Annotated in this window: 13 protein-coding genes and 2 pseudogenes; 7 read left to right on the forward strand and 8 right to left on the reverse strand. The window is 70.6% G+C overall.

Going from position 1 to position 16,235, the window contains the following annotated elements; all coding sequences use genetic code 11:
- Positions 1-3: 3 nt before the first annotated feature.
- Entirely contained in the window at positions 4-813 is an 810-nt protein-coding gene (locus tag ACYSMR_RS02120) for an SDR family NAD(P)-dependent oxidoreductase (protein WP_461747231.1), read from the reverse strand.
- Positions 814-1,142: 329 nt separating this feature from the next.
- Between ACYSMR_RS02120 and ACYSMR_RS02125 the strand changes: the two genes are divergently transcribed.
- The 3 genes from ACYSMR_RS02125 to ACYSMR_RS02135 all read left to right on the forward strand — a co-directional run bounded on the left by ACYSMR_RS02125 (position 1,143) and on the right by ACYSMR_RS02135 (position 4,262).
- A complete protein-coding gene (locus tag ACYSMR_RS02125; RefSeq protein ID WP_461747232.1) occupies positions 1,143-2,162 on the forward strand; it encodes a VOC family protein in 1,020 nt (339 codons plus the stop codon).
- A gap of 77 nt (positions 2,163-2,239) precedes the next feature.
- Entirely contained in the window at positions 2,240-3,031 is a 792-nt protein-coding gene (locus tag ACYSMR_RS02130) for an SDR family NAD(P)-dependent oxidoreductase (protein ID WP_461747233.1), read from the forward strand.
- Positions 3,032-3,065: 34 nt separating this feature from the next.
- Positions 3,066-4,262 (forward strand): alpha/beta hydrolase family protein, encoded by a 1,197-nt coding sequence (locus ACYSMR_RS02135; protein ID WP_461747234.1) that lies wholly within the window; start codon positions 3,066-3,068, stop codon positions 4,260-4,262.
- Positions 4,263-4,581: 319 nt separating this feature from the next.
- On the opposite strand, the pseudogene ACYSMR_RS02140 reads toward ACYSMR_RS02135, so the two are convergent.
- From ACYSMR_RS02140 to ACYSMR_RS02155, 4 genes and pseudogenes are all read right to left on the reverse strand, one after another.
- A pseudogene (locus tag ACYSMR_RS02140) lies at positions 4,582-4,656 on the reverse strand (helix-turn-helix domain-containing protein); the annotation flags it as partial.
- 178 nt (positions 4,657-4,834) lie between these two features.
- Positions 4,835-5,323, reverse strand: a complete 489-nt coding sequence (locus tag ACYSMR_RS02145) for a hypothetical protein (RefSeq protein ID WP_461747235.1) — start codon at positions 5,321-5,323, stop codon at positions 4,835-4,837.
- Positions 5,324-5,438: 115 nt separating this feature from the next.
- Positions 5,439-6,414: pseudogene (locus ACYSMR_RS02150) on the reverse strand (IS481 family transposase).
- A 1,217-nt stretch (positions 6,415-7,631) separates the two neighbouring features.
- Positions 7,632-7,940: a hypothetical protein gene (locus tag ACYSMR_RS02155; protein ID WP_461747236.1), complete on the reverse strand. Its 309-nt coding sequence runs from the start codon at positions 7,938-7,940 to the stop codon at positions 7,632-7,634.
- Positions 7,941-8,476: 536 nt separating this feature from the next.
- Between ACYSMR_RS02155 and ACYSMR_RS02160 the strand changes: the two genes are divergently transcribed.
- Together ACYSMR_RS02160 and ACYSMR_RS02165 are read left to right on the forward strand one after the other, a co-directional pair.
- Complete coding sequence (locus ACYSMR_RS02160; protein WP_461747237.1) at positions 8,477-8,908, forward strand: hypothetical protein; 432 nt, start codon at positions 8,477-8,479, stop codon at positions 8,906-8,908.
- A 166-nt stretch (positions 8,909-9,074) separates the two neighbouring features.
- Positions 9,075-9,500 carry an acyl-CoA thioesterase gene (locus tag ACYSMR_RS02165; RefSeq protein WP_309126713.1) on the forward strand — a complete coding sequence of 142 codons (426 nt, stop codon included), beginning with the start codon at positions 9,075-9,077 and terminating at the stop codon, positions 9,498-9,500.
- 435 nt (positions 9,501-9,935) lie between these two features.
- Here ACYSMR_RS02165 and budC read toward each other — a convergent pair whose 3' ends face one another.
- The 3 genes from budC to ACYSMR_RS02180 form a co-directional block, all read right to left on the reverse strand.
- Complete coding sequence (gene budC, locus ACYSMR_RS02170) at positions 9,936-10,715, reverse strand: meso-2,3-butanediol dehydrogenase (protein ID WP_309126712.1); 780 nt, start codon at positions 10,713-10,715, stop codon at positions 9,936-9,938.
- 13 nt (positions 10,716-10,728) lie between these two features.
- A complete protein-coding gene (locus ACYSMR_RS02175) occupies positions 10,729-11,811 on the reverse strand; it encodes an IS110 family RNA-guided transposase (RefSeq protein WP_461746071.1) in 1,083 nt (360 codons plus the stop codon).
- A 717-nt stretch (positions 11,812-12,528) separates the two neighbouring features.
- The gene (locus tag ACYSMR_RS02180; RefSeq protein WP_461747238.1) at positions 12,529-13,221 is read right to left on the reverse strand and encodes a M15 family metallopeptidase; all 693 of its coding nucleotides are present in this window, start codon (positions 13,219-13,221) and stop codon (positions 12,529-12,531) included.
- Between the two features lie 188 nt (positions 13,222-13,409).
- Between ACYSMR_RS02180 and ACYSMR_RS02185 the strand changes: the two genes are divergently transcribed.
- Together ACYSMR_RS02185 and ACYSMR_RS02190 are read left to right on the forward strand one after the other, a co-directional pair.
- Positions 13,410-13,784, forward strand: coding sequence for a hypothetical protein (locus ACYSMR_RS02185; RefSeq protein ID WP_251334153.1), 375 nt, complete (start codon positions 13,410-13,412; stop codon positions 13,782-13,784).
- Between the two features lie 591 nt (positions 13,785-14,375).
- Positions 14,376-15,911, forward strand: a complete 1,536-nt coding sequence (locus ACYSMR_RS02190) for a sulfatase-like hydrolase/transferase (RefSeq protein WP_461747239.1) — start codon at positions 14,376-14,378, stop codon at positions 15,909-15,911.
- Positions 15,912-16,235: the final 324 nt, after the last annotated feature.

Raw genomic sequence — 16,235 nt, forward strand, 5'->3', positions numbered from 1 at the left:
GGCTCAGCGCAGGGCGTCGGACATCGACTTCGCCCCGCCGTGCCCGCTCTGCCCGCCGTCGACCGGGATCTCCGCGCCGGTGACGAAGGCGGCCAGAGGGCTCGGCAGGAAGGCCACGACGGCGGCCACCTCCTCGGGGGTCCCCCTGTGTCCCAGGGGCGTCTCGGCCACCGTGGCCTCCCGGAAGGCCGGGTTCGCCTCGGCGGTCATGGGAGTCCCGATGAACCCGGGATGGACCGTGTTGACCCGGATCCCGCGCGGTCCCAGCTCCGTGGCGGCCGCCGCCGACAGCCCGCGCAGCGCCCACTTGCTGGCGGTGTAGGCCACCGGGTAGTGCCCGGTCAGGGCCGCGACCGAGCCCACGTTGACGATCGAGGCGCCCCGGCCCATCAGCGGCACGCAGGCCTGGATGCCCCGCAGGGGCCCGGCGACGTTGACGTCGGCCACCGCCACCGGATCGGACGGGGTGGCCTTCAGCAGCCGGGACCACCGGGTGATGCCGGCGTTGTTGGCCAGCCCGTCGATCCGCCCGCACTCCCGGTCCGCGTAGTGCGCCAGGGCAGCCCACCCCTCGGGGTCGGCGACGTCGAGCCGCAGGTACACCACGGCGCCGTCGTGCGAGGCCATCACCTCCCGCAGTGCCCTGGACGGTTCAGCGGCCAGGTCCGCGGCCAGCACGTGGGCGCCGGCCGCCGCGAGCATCCGCACCTCGGCCAGACCCTGACCACCGCCGGCGCCTGTCACCACGACCACCCGGCCGGTCAGGTCGGTCCCCGGCCCTGTGGGATGACGGAACGCCGGCTGCCCGTTCATGGCGGGTTCTTCCCGTCGCTACGAACCTGTCGTTGTGTTGCTCCTCATCGTGGTGATCCCAGCAGCAGAACCCCCGCGGCCGATGGATGCCAGGTATCCACCATCTGGATCGCACCCAGCACCCTGATCCCACCGCCGCTGCGGACGGACACATCGGGCCGCGCCGAACCCTCCTCGGCAGCGACCGATCACCGCCCATGCCCTGAGGGCATCCGCCGCGTGGATAGCTGATATGCGCAGATGCCGATTCCCCCGGACAGTGGGCACCTCCACGATGGTGGTCAGGATCACAGCCGGTCCCCGACCCCTTCGGACGAAAGGTCCCCACCGTGGAGAAGCTCCTGGCCCACCTGAGCCACCTCGAGATCACCAGCCCCGACGTCGAGGCCTCCGCGGCCTTCTACGTGCACAAGTTCGGCCTGCGCGAGGTCCACCGCGCCGACGGCCGGGTCTACCTGCGCTGCTGGGGGGACTACGACACCTACAGCCTCGTCGTCGTCCCCGGTACTGAGCCGTCCCTGCACCGGATGGCCTGGCGCACCACCTCCCCCGAGGCCCTGGAGGCGGCCGCCGCCCGTGTGGAGGCCGCCGGCGTGCACGGCGAATGGTCGGAGGGCGGGTACGGCTACGGGCGGGCCTACGAGTTCACCGGGCCCTTCGGCCACCCCATGCGCCTGGTGTGGGAGGTCGAGAAGTACGTGGCCCCGGCGGAGTTCGCCTCGATCTACCCGGACCGCCCCGAGAAGCGCAGCGCCCACGCCGCGGCCCCGCGGTTCCTGGACCACGTCACCGTGGCCACCTCCGACGTGCGGTCCTTCGCGGCCTGGTACTCCGGGACCCTGGGCTTCCGCACCATGGCCTTCACCGAGCTCGACGAGGCCCCGGTGACCGTCTTCTCCGTGCTGACCACCAACGAGAAGTCCCACGACCTCGGCGTGGTGCTGGACACCTCCGAGCGGGCCGGGCGGGTCAACCACATCGCCTTCTGGGTGGACACCCACGAGGACCTGCTGCGCACCGCCGACGTGCTCATGGAGCATGGCACCCCGATGGAGTACGGGCCCTCCATCCACGGCATCGGGGAGCAGAACTTCCTGTACTTCCGCGAGCCCTCCAGCTTGCGGGTGGAGCTGAACTCCGGGGGCTACCGCAACTACGTGCCCGACTGGCAGGCCAGCACCTGGAAGCCCTCCGAGGGCTCGAACAACTTCTACCGCAACGGGGCGATGCCGCACTCGATGACCGAGTCCTTCCCCCACGCCGAGGGGTTCACCGCCACCGAGGAGGGCGCCTCGGAGGAGATGAAGGCCGCGATCCTCAACCCCTACGCCGTCCAGGGACGCGGCTGAACCATGGCCACTCGCATCGCGGTCCCGGTCACCGCACCGGTGACCGGGACCCCGGCCGCACACCGGCGGGAGCACACATGACCCCCATGGGCCCGAGCGGACGCCTGACGGGCAAGGTCGCGGTGATCACCGGCACCGCCTCCGGCCAGGGCCGGACCGCCGCCCTCGCCTTCGCCCGGGAGGGCGCCACCGTGGTCGGCTGCGACCTCGACCTGGACGGCGCGGCAGCCACCGTCGCCGCCGTCCGCGCCGAGGGCGGGGCGGCCGATGACGCCCGGCTGGTCGACCTCACCGACGAGTCCGCCGTGGCCGCCTGGGCGGAGGAGGTCGGTGCGGCTCACGGGCGGGTGGACGTGCTCTACGCCAACGCCGCCGCCACCCGCTTCGCCCCCGTGGAGGAGATCTCCTACGCCGACTGGCGGTGGAACTTCCGCCACGAGGTCGACGTCGTCTTCCTCCCCGTCCGCTCCTTCTGGCCCCTGCTGGCGGCCGCGGTACGGTCGGCGGTGGTGCTGGTGGGCTCCACCGCCGGGGTGACCGGCTCGACGACCAACGCCCGGCTGGCCCACACCGCGACCAAGGGCTCGGTGGTGGCCATGACCCGGCAGCTGGCCGCCGAGGGCGCCCCGGCCGGCATCCGGGTCAACTGCGTCAGCCCCGGCATGATCCGCACCCCCGCCACGGAGGCCGACCTGCTCGCCGGGCACCACCCCATGCGCGCCATCGCCGGCCACATTCCCCTGGGCCGGATCGGCGCCCCGGAGGAGGTCGCCGCCTGCGCGCTGTTCCTGGCCTCCGAGGAGGCCTCCTACGTCACCGGCGCCAACCTCATGGTCGACGGCGGCTGGTCGGCCGTCCTCCCCGGCTGACCCCGGTTTCCCAGTCATCACGAAAGGATCTGCTGTGTTCGAGTACTTCCCCGGCAACTACGTCTGGAGCTTCGCCGTGGCCGGCGCGCTCAACAGCGGCGGTCTCATCGACGAGATCGACCGCGCCTGCCGACCCCTGCGCGAGGCCGCCACCCGCGGCGAGGACGCCGGCACCGAGGACTTCCTGGCCGTGTGGACGGGCCTGGTCGACCAGCTCGTCGGCCAGGCCCAGGAGCTGGAGGCCGCCGGGCGCACCCGCACCGCGGGGCAGACCTACGCGCGGGCCGCCAACTACCTCATCACCGCCGAGCGGATGCAGCCGGCCAGCTCCCCGGTACGCCGGGACACCTACCGCCGCTGCCTGGACCTCATGGAGCGTGCCTTCGCCCTGGCGGATCCGGCCACCACCCGCGTGGCGGTGCCCTTCCGCGACACCACCCTGCCGGCCTACTTCACCCAGGCCCCGGCCACCGCGAACGGCCCCGCCCCGGTGATGATCATGTTCAACGGCCTGGACTCCACCAAGGAGCACATGTACGTCTCGCCCTTCCCGGCCGAGATGGCCGCCCGGGGCATCTCCACCCTGATGGTGGACACCCCCGGCACGGGTGAGGCCCTGCGCCTGCAGGGGCTGACCTCCCAGATCGACTCCGAGGAGTGGGCCACCGCCTGCGTGGACTATCTGCAGGCCCGCGAGGACGTCGACCCGGCCCGGATCGGTCTGGTCGGCTGGTCCCTGGGCGGCTACTACGCCCCCCGGGCGGCCGCCTTCGAGAACCGCCTGGCCCTGGTCGTGGCCTGGGGAGCCAACCACGACTGGGGGGCGGTCCAGCGCCGCCGCCTGCAGCGGGAGGGCGAACGCCCCGTACCCCACTACTGGGAGCACGTGCTGTGGGTGTGGGGCTACGACGACCTGGAGGAGTTCATCGACTTCGCCGACGGCGTCCACCTCGACGGGGTCGTGGAGAACATCACCGTGCCCTTCCTCATCGCCCACGGGGAGAACGACCGGCAGATCCCCCTGGAGTACGCCCACCGCTCCTACGACCAGGCCGTCAACAGCCCCAAGCGCGAGCTGCGGATCTTCACGAAGGAGGAAGGGGCGGCCGAGCACATCGGCCTGGACCACTTCCCCCACGTCAGCTCCTTCATCGCCGACTGGGTCACCGAGACGTTCCAGGAGCAGGCCGCCCTGACGGGCGCGGAGCAGGAGTCCCTCAACGCCTCCTGAGCGTCAAGCCACCGAAGCGGGCGGACACCCACGAAGATCAGGTGACGCACCCCGGGAAGCCAGGTCCTTCTCGGGGTGCGCCGACCTGTGGGGACCGGTGGCCATCAGCAGAGTCCTTCAGGCTGCGGGTACCCGTTGCGAAGTCCCACGACCAGTGCGGTCGGCCTTCACAACAGTGGGCACCACAGCGTCGCCGCCCCGTGGTCCACAGCGACTGGGGAGGAGCGCACCCATGTCGAACCTGCCGAACCGTTCGGCGGAACCCCCGAGGACCCACCGCCCGGTCCCACGGGAGCCCTTCACGCCACCACCCGAGCCGTCAGGCCACCGTCGACGGATGTTCGCGGATGCGCCGATAGAGACTGACCCGGGACATGCCGAGGACACGTGCGACCTAGGCCCTGTCCTGTGAATGGCTGAGCGGGTTTGCGAGGGTGGAGGCTGACTGACTGTTCCGTCCCCTCCCACGGCCAGGCGTGAAGCTTCCAGGGAATCCCCTGGCCGGTCCGCATCACCCGCGCTCGAGCACTGCAGGAGGCCGCCCCGGTCGAACTCGTGGCCGGTGAAGGGGCTCAGCTCGCCGCTGCGGAGTCGGTGGGGAAGACGCGGGCGATGTCGACCGTCACCGCCGCCGGCATCTCCTGACTGTCCAGGGGCACCGTGTGGACGAGCTGACGCACGCGGTTGGTGACGTGGATGCTGGCGGTCAGTCCCTGACGGTGGACGGCCACCAGCCGCAGGTGCGGGTCGGCGTGGGGAAGGTCGGGGAGATAGGCGCCCAGGTCGTCCAGCAGCTCGGCCCACAGCTGCTCCGGGGTCGGGGCGTCCGGGTAGGTCTGCGGCTCCCCGGGGAAAGGCGGAACCAGCGGCCCGGTGACCTCCGACAGCAGCTCGGTGATCCGGGACCGGTCGGCGCCCACGGGGATCGTCACCGTCGGCCCGGCCACGCACTGCACCCGGGGGGCCACATCGCCCATCGTGATACCGACGATCAGCCCGTGCGGCTGAGCGCGCTCGATCATGGACAGTTCGTGGAGGAAACGTCCGCCGGCGTCGGTCATGTCGATCCCCCTTTCAGAGGGTCCCAGCACTGCTCAGGAAACGAGAAGGCTCCTCCCGTCACAGCGTGTGCCACAGTGGCAGACCCATGAGAAGCCACGCCCTAGGTGTACCCGGTCACTGGGTTGGTCGCAGGCGGCTGATCGGTGGGTGGCCTTCGAGTGCGCTGTGACGCCTGCCAGTGTTGTAGTGCTCGACCCACGGGGCAAGAGCAGCGCCGCGTTCGTCGTTGCTGGTGAAGACCTGCCGGTAGGCCCACTCAGTGGCCAGGGTGCGGTTGAACCGCTCCACCTTCCCGTTCTGCCAGGGGCAGTGCGGGCGGATGAACACCTGCTTGGCGCCCAGGGTAGTGATGACCTCGCGCACGGCCGTGGAATGGCGGTAGGCCCAGGCGTTGTCGGTCATCACCCGCTGGATCTTCTCGATCCCGCAGTCGGCGAAATAGGCCGCGGCCCGGGCCAGGAACCCCGCGCACGTGGCGCCCTTCTCATCGGCCAGGATCTCGGAGTACGCCAGTCTGGAATGGTCATCGACCAGTGAGTGAACGTAGTCGAACCCGACCCGGGTGCCGTGGTCCCGAGTGAGGCTGCCCTGGGCGCGGCCGATCGCCCGCCAGCCGCCGCCGTCTTCGGATCCGGCCGAGCTTCTTCACATCCATGTGCACCAGCTCCCCGGGCCGGTCGCGTTCGTAGCGCACCGCGGTGGCCTTCGAGGCCCGGATGAGCTGGCCGGTGAGTCGGTCCAGCTCCCGCAGGTACGGGACCCGGTGGCGGCGCAGAATCCGCCCCACCGTGCGCGGGGCCAGTCCCAGCTCGGGGCCGAGCCAGTCCTGACCCCGCCGGGTGGTGCGGCGCAGCGCCAGCACCTGCTGCTCGACCTCGGGCCGGGTGCGGGTCGGGGTGGTGTGCGGGCGACAGGACCGGTCGTGCAGGCCGGCCTCACCCTCGTGCTCGTAGCGGGCGATCCAGGTCGCCACGCACTTGCGGGACACACCCATGGCCGCGGCGATGTGCGCCTTGGGCATCCCGGCCTGGTGGCGCTGCACGATCAGGAGCCTGCCGTGGACGGTGGTGCGGGCATTACCGTGGGACATGGGAGCCTCCGTGGTGGATGTGGGCCTTCGACAAGCCACACCCCACCCGGAGGCTCTCCTCACGTCAACACCGCGCTACCAATCTCCTGCCCGGGTACACCTAGGACGTTGCCGGACTCTCCGTCCCCTCGCGACATTCACAGGACATGGCCTAGGACCTGTCCTGTGATTCCGGGCAGAAATGTCCTGTTCTCGGGCGTTGCGAGAACTTGTCTGTTTCCAGCCCGGGTCGCGCTCAGAAACTGACTCACCCCCAAGAGGGACGAGAGCTGCACGGCCGCGTGCACGGCCGTGCTGCGCACGGTGCGGCAGGGGTTCCCGTGGGAGCATTTCCTGGTGTTCGGTCCCGACTGGGCCGAGCCATCTCCTGTGCCGCAGTTCGACGAGCACTAGGATCAGGAACCACAAGGTGCCACCGCCGAGCACGGCCCCACAGCACCGTGGCGAGCATCAGCTCGGCGCGGTAGTAGGCGGCGCAAGGCGAACGCGGGTGGTCGGGTCGCGGAACCGCTTGAGCCTATTGATGCACCGCTCGATCAGGTTCCGGCCCCGGTACAGCGCCTCGGGCCGGGTCCGTGGCCGGCCGGGACCGAGCCGGGGAACGCGAATTCCCTCGAGGACGGGCAGCCGCTGCGGGTCGTCCCCGGCCTGCCCCGGTGAGCACCGCGCACATCGGCAGACCGCGCCCGTCGGTGGCCAGATGGATTTTGCTGCTGAGCCCGCCTCGAGAGCGACCGAGCCCTTCGCCCTCGACCACCAGGGCCTCGACCGCGGGAGCACAGCCCCCTTTCTGCAGGCCCCTGCCGCGTGCTGGTAGGCCCGCGCCGCGGTCGAGTCCACACTGACGATCCACTCCACGGCCCCTGTGGCCTCAGCAAGAGCCACGACGTGGGTTAGAAGTCGTTCCCACGTGCCGTCCATGGCCCACTTGCGAAGGCGTTCATGGGCGGTCTACCACGGCCCGCAGCGCTCGGGCGGATCCCGCCACGGAGCACCGGTGCGCAGCTTCCACTTCGATCCCGTGGAGCACCTGGCGGTGATCCCGCCACTGCCCACCCCCGTTCGAAACCGGTAGCAATGGCTCGATCCGCGCCCGCGCGGTGTTCGTCAGTTTCCCACGACCGACCATCCCACCGGTCCACCAGCCTCGTCAGTGGTTCGCGGGACAGGCCCTGGCCGCCCTCACCAGGACTGTCCCGGATGAGGCAGGCGGGTGTTCAGGCCGCCCGAGGCGCAGCGGCCGCCCGCAGGTCGAACGCCGCCCAGGCGTGGGTGGTGAGCTCGCGCAGGTACCCCTGGGCTTCCAGCACCTGCAGGGCACCTTGAAGGCGCTCACCGGTGAGCTGGTGCTCCACGGCCAGGGCAGCCAGATCCAGGTGGGGTGCCTCCTCGAGGAAGTGATCGATCAAGGCGTCCAGGACCACCACCGCGTCCACGCTCACGTGCTCGTCGTGAATGGCGCGGGAGCGCAGTCGCGCGGTGGCAGAGGCGGCGGCGTTGATGAGACGAAACGGAGAAGTGTACATGGGACGACAGGTACCCGTGGCTTCCTGAAAAAACCCTAATGATTCCTGATCCCCACGAAGCCCTCTCCTGCAGTGCTGCCCCACCCATCGGCTCCGTGCAGCCCTGCAGGGCCCGTCCTGCTGCGGCCCCGGGAGCCGACGTGCCGGAGGGTGCGCCGGGAAGGGCGCCCCCTGCCGGGTCCGGGCAGACGGAACGGCGTCCACCCCTACGAACGGCCCTCACCGCGCCCACCATCCAGGAGGTCCTGGGCAGCGCGGTGACCGCGGCGTCGAGCTGGTGCCGGTCCGGCTCCACCGCCACGCTGGCGGCCAGCCCGTAGCCAAGGGCCGCCGGGGTCACACGCGTGCCAGCGGGCCACGGCCGCTCCGTGAGTGAGGTGGGGCACATAGACTCATGGCCACCGAGGTAGGGAGGTTGCATGGGCATCGAGGACGAGTTGCGCGCTCGGGCGGCTGCCCCGGGGACGAACGAGCCGGACTCGCCCCGTCGAGCCGCATGGGATGGCGAGGCTCGAGGGCTGGGTCTGCAACAGGCCTTGGCAGACGTTCGGCAGGTCGCGATCGAGGCCAGCGAGCTGCTGCGCGCAGAAGGTCTGAAGCCGGCCAGACTCGTGTACGCCCCACCGGGCGCCAAGTCCTACCCCGTAATCGGCCAGGCGTTCTCCATGGTCAGATGCGGTTACGGGTGGCACGTGGTTCGCGGCGTGGTCGTCGGCACGGACGGCCGGCTGTGGGCACGCAGGCAGGTCCACGACCCGACGCCGCAGAAGGACCTGGATGCCTGGATCCTGCAGGTGGAACCGCCCCACGGGCGGGGCCAGCTGCCGCCTGCTGTGGAGTACGACGGGAGGGCCCTCCACACCGTGCGCTGGATCTCCGAGCACGAGTACACGAAGGTCGACCTCATCGACCGGCTCACGGACGGCTACGCGCGGCTGCTGCTCCTCCATCACCAGCGCGCGACATGAGGGGTGAGCCCGCGGAGCGGGTGCCACGGTACTTCCAAGAACTCATCTCATAATGTGGTGAGCTGCAGGATCTCGAGGTGGGGGCAGCCCGACGCCCTCACCGTGTCATCGCGCACGGCCTCCACCTGTGGTGCGCCCACCCCCGCCCCTCGACATAGGAACGACCATGGAACCCCAGGACATCTCCTTCCGTACCCGCAAGTGGGTCAAGCCCGAAGACCTCAACGCCAACGGCACCCTCTTCGGCGGCAGCCTGCTGCGCTGGATCGACGAGGAGGCCGCGATCTACGCGATCGTCCAGCTCGGCAACCAGCGCGCCGTGACCAAGTACATGTCGGAGATCAACTTCGTCAGTTCCGCCGAGCAGGGCGACATCATCGAGATGGGTCTCACCGCCACCGGCTTCGGCCGGACGTCGTTGACCATGCGCGCGCAGGTGCGGAACATGATCACCCGGGACCTGATCCTGACCATCGACAAGATCGTGTTCGTGAATCTGGACCGCGAGGGCCGGCCGGCCCCGCACGGCTACACCGAGATCACCTACGACCGCGACCGGATCCCCACCACAGCCGTGCCCACCGTGGGCTAGCGGAAGTACCGCGGCAGCGGGCAGCTCCCGGGCAGACGGAAGCGCCACACTGTGCGATGAGCTCCACCGGCAGTCGCCGGGCGCCGATGATGGTGACGGCCAGGGTGGCCTGCGTCCGTCGGGACTCTTTCCTCGTAGGCCATCACCGCCGCCGATCGTCCCGCGAACACCCCGGGGGACGGTGGCGTCCGTCGCTGAGACCACCCGGTGGCGGACGGCCGCGCCGGACACCGAGAGCCTCTGGTCCCGACAGGGTCGGCTCCTGAGCGCGCGGGGACGCCAGACCGACCAGGGACCCCGGACGGCGGCCTCGATCCCCGCACCGTGCTCGACATGCCGCCGTGGGGGAACCGTCGTCCTCGTGCTCCCGGCGGACCCCGCATCAGCACCGCACGTGTTGGCACTACGTCGTCACAGGCCGGCTCCTGCCGTGCATCAGAGGGGCCGCGGTTGACCGGTGGAGGCGGTCGTGCCCCCGTCGACGGGGATCACCGCACCCGTGATGTAAGCGGCGTCGGGGCCGGCCAGGAACAGGACGGCACGGGCGACGTCCTCCGGGGTGGCAGCCCGTCCCAGTGCCACCCGATTGTGCAAGGCGGCGGCGAAGGCCGGATCGTCCAGGCGGTCCTGGGTGAGACGGGTGGCGGTGAAGGCCGGGGCGATGACGTTGGCGCGCACTCCGTAGGCCCCCAGATCCAGCGCCAGGCTCTGCACCATGGCGTTCACCGCGCCCTTGGTGGCGTTGTAGGCGAACTGCCCCCAGTCCCCGCGCAGGCCGGACACGGAGGAGATCGCCACGAGGTTTCCGCGGGACTGCTTCAACAACGGCACGGCGGCGCGGGCGACGAAGAGCACAGCGTCGAGGTTGATGCTGCGCATCCGCTCCCACGCCGCGTCGTCGTAGTCCTCGATCTCCCCGCCCTCGAACACACCGGCGTTGTTGACGACGACGTCCAGACGACCGAAGCGATCGGCGATCGCAGCGACGAGCCCCTCGACCTCGGCGCGGTCGGCGACATCGGTGGTGCGCACCAGGACCCGCTCCTCGGGGAACCCCTCGACCGTCTCCCGCAGTGGTTGTTCGTGGCGGCCGGTGACGCACACGCTGGCTCCCTGCTCCAGGAAAGCCCGCGCAATGGCCTGGCCGATGCCGGAACCGGCTCCGGTGACCAGAACCACAGTGCCGTCATAGGGATAACGAGCCCACGCGATCATGGTTGCTCCTATGTCAAGCAGCTGTTGGTAGGCAGGATGGGGATTCGATGTGCTGGTTGGTCAGGGGCTTCTGCGCCTGATCGCGGATCAGGAGGTAGTACACCACGCGGGCGATCTTGCGTTTCATACAGCGCAGAGCCTCCATGGTGGTCTTTCCACTGGCTTTGAGCCGTTCGTAGTAGTCCTTGCCAGGTCCTGGCAAGCGGATCTGGGTGATCGCGATTCGGTGCAGGGCGCAGTTGAGCTGTCGGTTCCCACCCCGATTCAGTCGTACTCGTCCGGCGGTCTTGCCCGACCACACCGGGATCGGGGCCACCCCGGCGGCCATCGCGAAGCACGCCTCGGTACGGAACCGGCCCACCCCGGCGACCTCGGCGTAGATCGTCGCCGCGCTGACCTCCCCGCACCCGGGCAGCTCCAGCAACTGCGGTGCCCGTAGCCGTACCAGGGCCCGGATCCGTGCGCTCAGCCCGGTGATGGCCTCACACAGCCGCTCCACATCGGCCAGGACCTGCCCGGCGATCTCCGCGACGATGCCTACCTGCCCGGCCAGGAACCCCCGGATCTGTGTCCGCACCCGGGCGCGGTCCAGGGACCGCGGGGCCGGATCGAGCTCGGGATCCAACTCGTGCAGGTGCCAGCGCAGGCGGTTGATCGCCCGGGTGCGCTCGGCCACGAGGTCATCGCGGCGGGCCACCAGCAGCGCCACTTCCCGGGCGGGCTCGTCGGTGACCGCCCTCGGCAGGTCCTCCTCCCGCGCCACGGCCCGGGCCACCGCCAGCGCGTCGATCGGATCCGACTTGCCCCGGGTCCGGGCCGAGGCCCGGTGCCGGGCCATGAGCTTGGTGGGCACCCGCACCACCGGCTCACCGTGAGCCAGCAGGTCCCGCTCGAGCATCCCCGACAGGTGCCGGCAGTCCTCGATGCCCCAGACCCGGCTTTGATCGATGAACGCCGTGCGCGCCCACCGATAAGCCTTCTCGTGACCGGCGTGCGTGGCCGCGACCGTGAGCTGGCCGATCTGCTTGCCGGCCGCGTCCACGGCCACGAACGTATGGGAATGCTTGTGGACGTCCGCGCCGATGGCAATCACCATGGTGAGTGCCTCCCTTCCCAGTGAGGTGACCGGTTGGGCCGGTCGGCGGGCACTTCTCAGTGGGGGCGATGCCACGCTCCTATCAAGCCACGCCGACCGGTCCTTCACACCTGATGCCGGCACAACCATGGCCAGCCAGCCCCAACGGAGCGGCATCGAGGCTATGAGCCAGGCACCAGGTGCAAAGGATCCAACCACCGCAGCACTTGCGGCACCACTCACCCTCACACTGACCTCGATGCTACGCACCCCATCCGGTGAACCGGTGAACTGCTTGGCCGGGAAGCGGCAATGGCGCCCAGCACCATCACGGAGGCACCCACACGCTCAGCGCACCGCCCCGACCGCCGACCTCCCCCCATCGCGTCGATGTGCTCCGATCCCTTCCGTCCGAGACGTGGCTGAGCACCCCGCACGCGGACGGCCCGATGTGGAGACTTCCTCCCATGACGGCTCCCCTGCCCCCCTCCCTTCAGTTGGGTGTCGTCAGCGGGTGCCTCACCGCAGCCAACCAGCGGGTTCGGCAGGGGCGTGGCACTGGACGCCCGGGACCGCCCCACGACACGCCCTGGCACCTCTCGGCGACGCCGCAGGGCGAAGCGTCCGGGAACCGGCCGCGGGAGAACCCCTGACGCCACCCTCCGAGCGCGCAACCGGCTCACGCCGTGTCACGGTGACTCCAGCAGGACCCGTCTGCGGCGTCCCGGGGCCACCTGGCTACGGCAGGTAGTCCGGTGCCGGCTCGAGACCGAAGAACTCCTCCAGCGTGTTGACCCGCGCGTCGGCCTCTGCCGCCGCCTGCAGGTCCTCCACCAGCGCCGGACCGACATAGCGCAGGTGCCAGGGCTCGTAGGTGTAGCCGGTGACGGCCTCCTCGCCCTCGGGGTAGCGGATGATGAACCCGTACTCCCCGGCGTGCTCAGCCACCCACGCCCCGACCGGGGTGTCCTCGAAGCAGGCCTGCAGCGCGCACGCCCCGTCGGCGTTGGCCACGTCCATGGCCAGCCCGAGCTGGTGCTCGCTGTGCCCGGGCCGGGCCGCGATGGTGTCAGCAGTGGCCTGCCCGTACTGGGCCACGTAGCTGTCGTGGAGGCTGGCCTGGTGGGCGTAGGAACGGTACCCGCTGACGGCCACGAGGTTGACCCCGTCGACCTCCGCGGCCCTGGCCATCCGCTGGTAGGCCTCGGCGGCCTCGGTGCGCAGGTGCTCGGTCTGGACCCGGACAAGGTAGTCCGGCACGTAGCTCGGCGGGTCCAGCGGCCGGTGCTTGTTGACCACCACGGTCAGGCTCGAAGCGGAGTCGATGTCGTAGGCCGCCCCTGTCGCGACCGCCGTCGACGGGGCCACCAGACCCGTCGCCAGCGCCAGTACCGTCGCCGTACCACCGAGTCCACCCAGCTTCTTCAGCATGCTCACGCCCCCACGTGTCCGGAAAAGATCCGTCTCAGCGTACCCACATGAGCCCACGGGCGCGTGCTGTGTGACACATGCGCCCAGGCTCCGGGGCGCTCGGGCTCTCCGGGGCGCGGACGGCTTATCCTCTCAGCAGCGGTACAGCGATCGGCCGCGGCAACCTCGGACGGGCAAAGGATGCTGTTGTGGACCACAAGCTCTCCGTGACCGTCCAGGTGGCTCTGGACGGGCAGAAGGTGCGGATCAGTGCCGGCGGATGCCTGACCCGGCTCAGCCAGTCGGGCCTGCACCCGCTGATTCGCCGGGCCCGCGGCCTCGCCCCGGGTGTCCAGGTCACCGTCGATCTGACCGGCACCCGTCACGTGGAGGCGATCGGGGTGGAACTGCTGCGCTGGGCGGTCGACCACGACGTCCCCGACCACCACGGGCCCGCGGTGGAGATCGTGGTCCCGGAGCCGCTGCCCGACCATCTGATCCCCGCCGCACCCCCGGTGCCGGACGCCTCGGGCGGCACCGGCCGCCCGCCCGGCCGGCCGAGGACGGCACCTGCAGAGCGCTGACCGCGGGGCACGACAGCACCCCCTGTCGTCCCGGCTCGGATGACGGTGGGGTCGGCAGTTCTCGGCTGCGCCGGCAGCGCACGGCGGCCCCGTCCCGGCGCGCCGGTTCCTGCCCGGGCTGATCCCGCTGACCTGGGACCGCCCGGTCGACCCGGTCGACCCGGTCGAGGTCTTCGACCTGACCCTGCCCTGGAGCAGGCCGCCGAGGCCTGCCGCGCGACGGACGGACACCGCGCCCTCGAGGTCCTGCTCACCACCGACCGACCTGTTCCCCCACGGCGCCTTCCCCTCTCCCCCGATCCCCCGGAGGGACCGACCGTGTCGAGGTCGAACCACGCAGCTGATGCTCCCGGTCCGGCGGCGTCGCGTGAGCCGGCCCCCCACGATCGGCGTCGGAGCCTGGAACCGGCGGGGCCGGCGGCGACGGATCAAATTTCGGGACCAGGTCCGGCAGGTGAACAACTGCTGAACAGGTAGCGTAACGGTACTGGGTCTGTCTGGGCCCGACAATGGGGTGGATGTCAAGGGTGTTCGGGGAGCACGCGCGCATCTGGAACGTGAGGTGTTGCCATGTCCGGCCGGATTCTTCACGTGATCCGACGGGTTGGCGTCGTCGGGGGACGCGTCCTGGTCTACGCCCTGATCTGGGCGGGGCTCGTGCTGCTCATCACCGCCGCCGGCATCCGTTTCTACTGGGGCAGGATCTCTGTGGGGCAGATGCTCCTGAACCTCGTCTCCGTGGAAACCGACGGCGGGGGCGGGGCCATCGTCTGGGTCGGCGTCCTCGGGATCGGCGTCGCGCCCCTGCTCATCACCGTCGGGATCGCCCTGTGGCAGTGCTTCCGGCGCCGCGCGCGCCACCACCACGGCGACGAGACGCGTCCTCGTCGATCGCCGTGGATCGCGCGCACCGTCTTCACCGCCTCGGTGGCCGCGGTGGTCGTCGGCGGCACCACGGCCTTCGCCACCACGGTGGGCATGGGGGACTACATCAAGGCGGCGAACTCCCGGTACGACCTCGGCGACTACTACGCGGAGCCGACCGTCACCGGCGACCAGCACAAGCGCAACCTGGTGCTGGTCTACCTCGAGTCCGGCGAGGCCACCCTCGCGGACGACCAGCTCTCGGAGACGGACGCGTTCGCTCCCCTGCAGGACGTCACCCGGGCCTCGGACGGCTGGCGGAGCGTGCACGATCTCCGGCAGTACGAGGGTGGAGGCTGGACCATGGCCGGGCTCGTCTCGACGCAGTGCGGCGTCCCGCTGAAGGACATGGTCTCCACCGCGGGCAGCGGCGCCTCGGACGGGTCCGACGGCGACGTCGACGCCTACCTGGGAGGGCTGACCTGCCTGGGCGACGTCCTCGACGAGCACGGCTACCACAGCGTCTTCCTGGGCGGGGCCAACGCCTCCTTCGCCGCGAAGGACACCTTCCTGCACAGCCACGGCTACTCCGGGGTGAAGGACCTCTCCGACTGGCGCGCCGCCGGCGAACCGGAGAAGCACTTCCGCAGCGACTGGGGCCTGAGCGACGAACGCCTCATGGCCCACGCCAAGGACGAGGTCGACGAGCTGCACGCCGAGGCGGAGAGGAGCGGTCAGCCGTTCCACCTCTCCGTGCTGACGCTGGACACCCACGAGCCGGTGCACGTCTTCGACTACTGCACCGTGGATGCGCAGAACGAGGTCGCCTCCGTGCTCTCCTGCTCCATGACCCAGGTGGCCGGATTCGTGGACCACATGCAGGAGAAGGGCTACCTCGACGACACCGCCGTGGTGATCATGGGCGACCACCTCATGCCCAGGAACGCCGGCGACGCTTTCCACGAGCAGCTGGACGACCAAGAGAACCGCACCATCTTCAACCGGATCTGGATTCCGGGCGAGGACGCGAACAGCACGCTGCGCCCCCGCACGGACCAGCTGAGCATGTACCCCACGATCCTGGAGGCTGCCGGCCTGACCCTGCAGGGTCACGAGGCCGGGCTGGGCGTGTCCGCCTTCGCCCCGGAGGTCCCGGACGGTTCAGCGCAGGCGATGGAGCCGGGTCCCTACGCCGAGCTGCTGAGCTCGCGCTCCTCCTGGTTCTACGCGCAGGCCTGGGCCGGCGAGAGCGCCGCCCGGTAGCGCCGGCCCCGGCTCTGGCCGTGGCCACGGTCGGGCACGTGGTCGTGGCGATGAGCCCGGACTGCACCGTGATGCCCGCCGCCCGCTTCCCCACCGCGGTGGCCACCGGCGCGTTCTGAGCCGTGGGCTCCGTCGGCGCGCGCCGAGTTCGCCGCCCCGGTCGGTCCTCCAGCGGCTGCCGCGCCCCCGTGCCTCGGCCAGCCGGGGAGCATCGCGGATCCGGAAGTCGGTGCAGGTCTGGCGCTGCCCATCCAGGTCCTTGCCGGCGGACCTTCCCCCGGCCACCGAACCGGTGATGCGCTCGCCTCTGGTCCCCGGTCTGGT

It is taken from the genome of Kocuria sp. U4B, assembly GCF_054875615.1.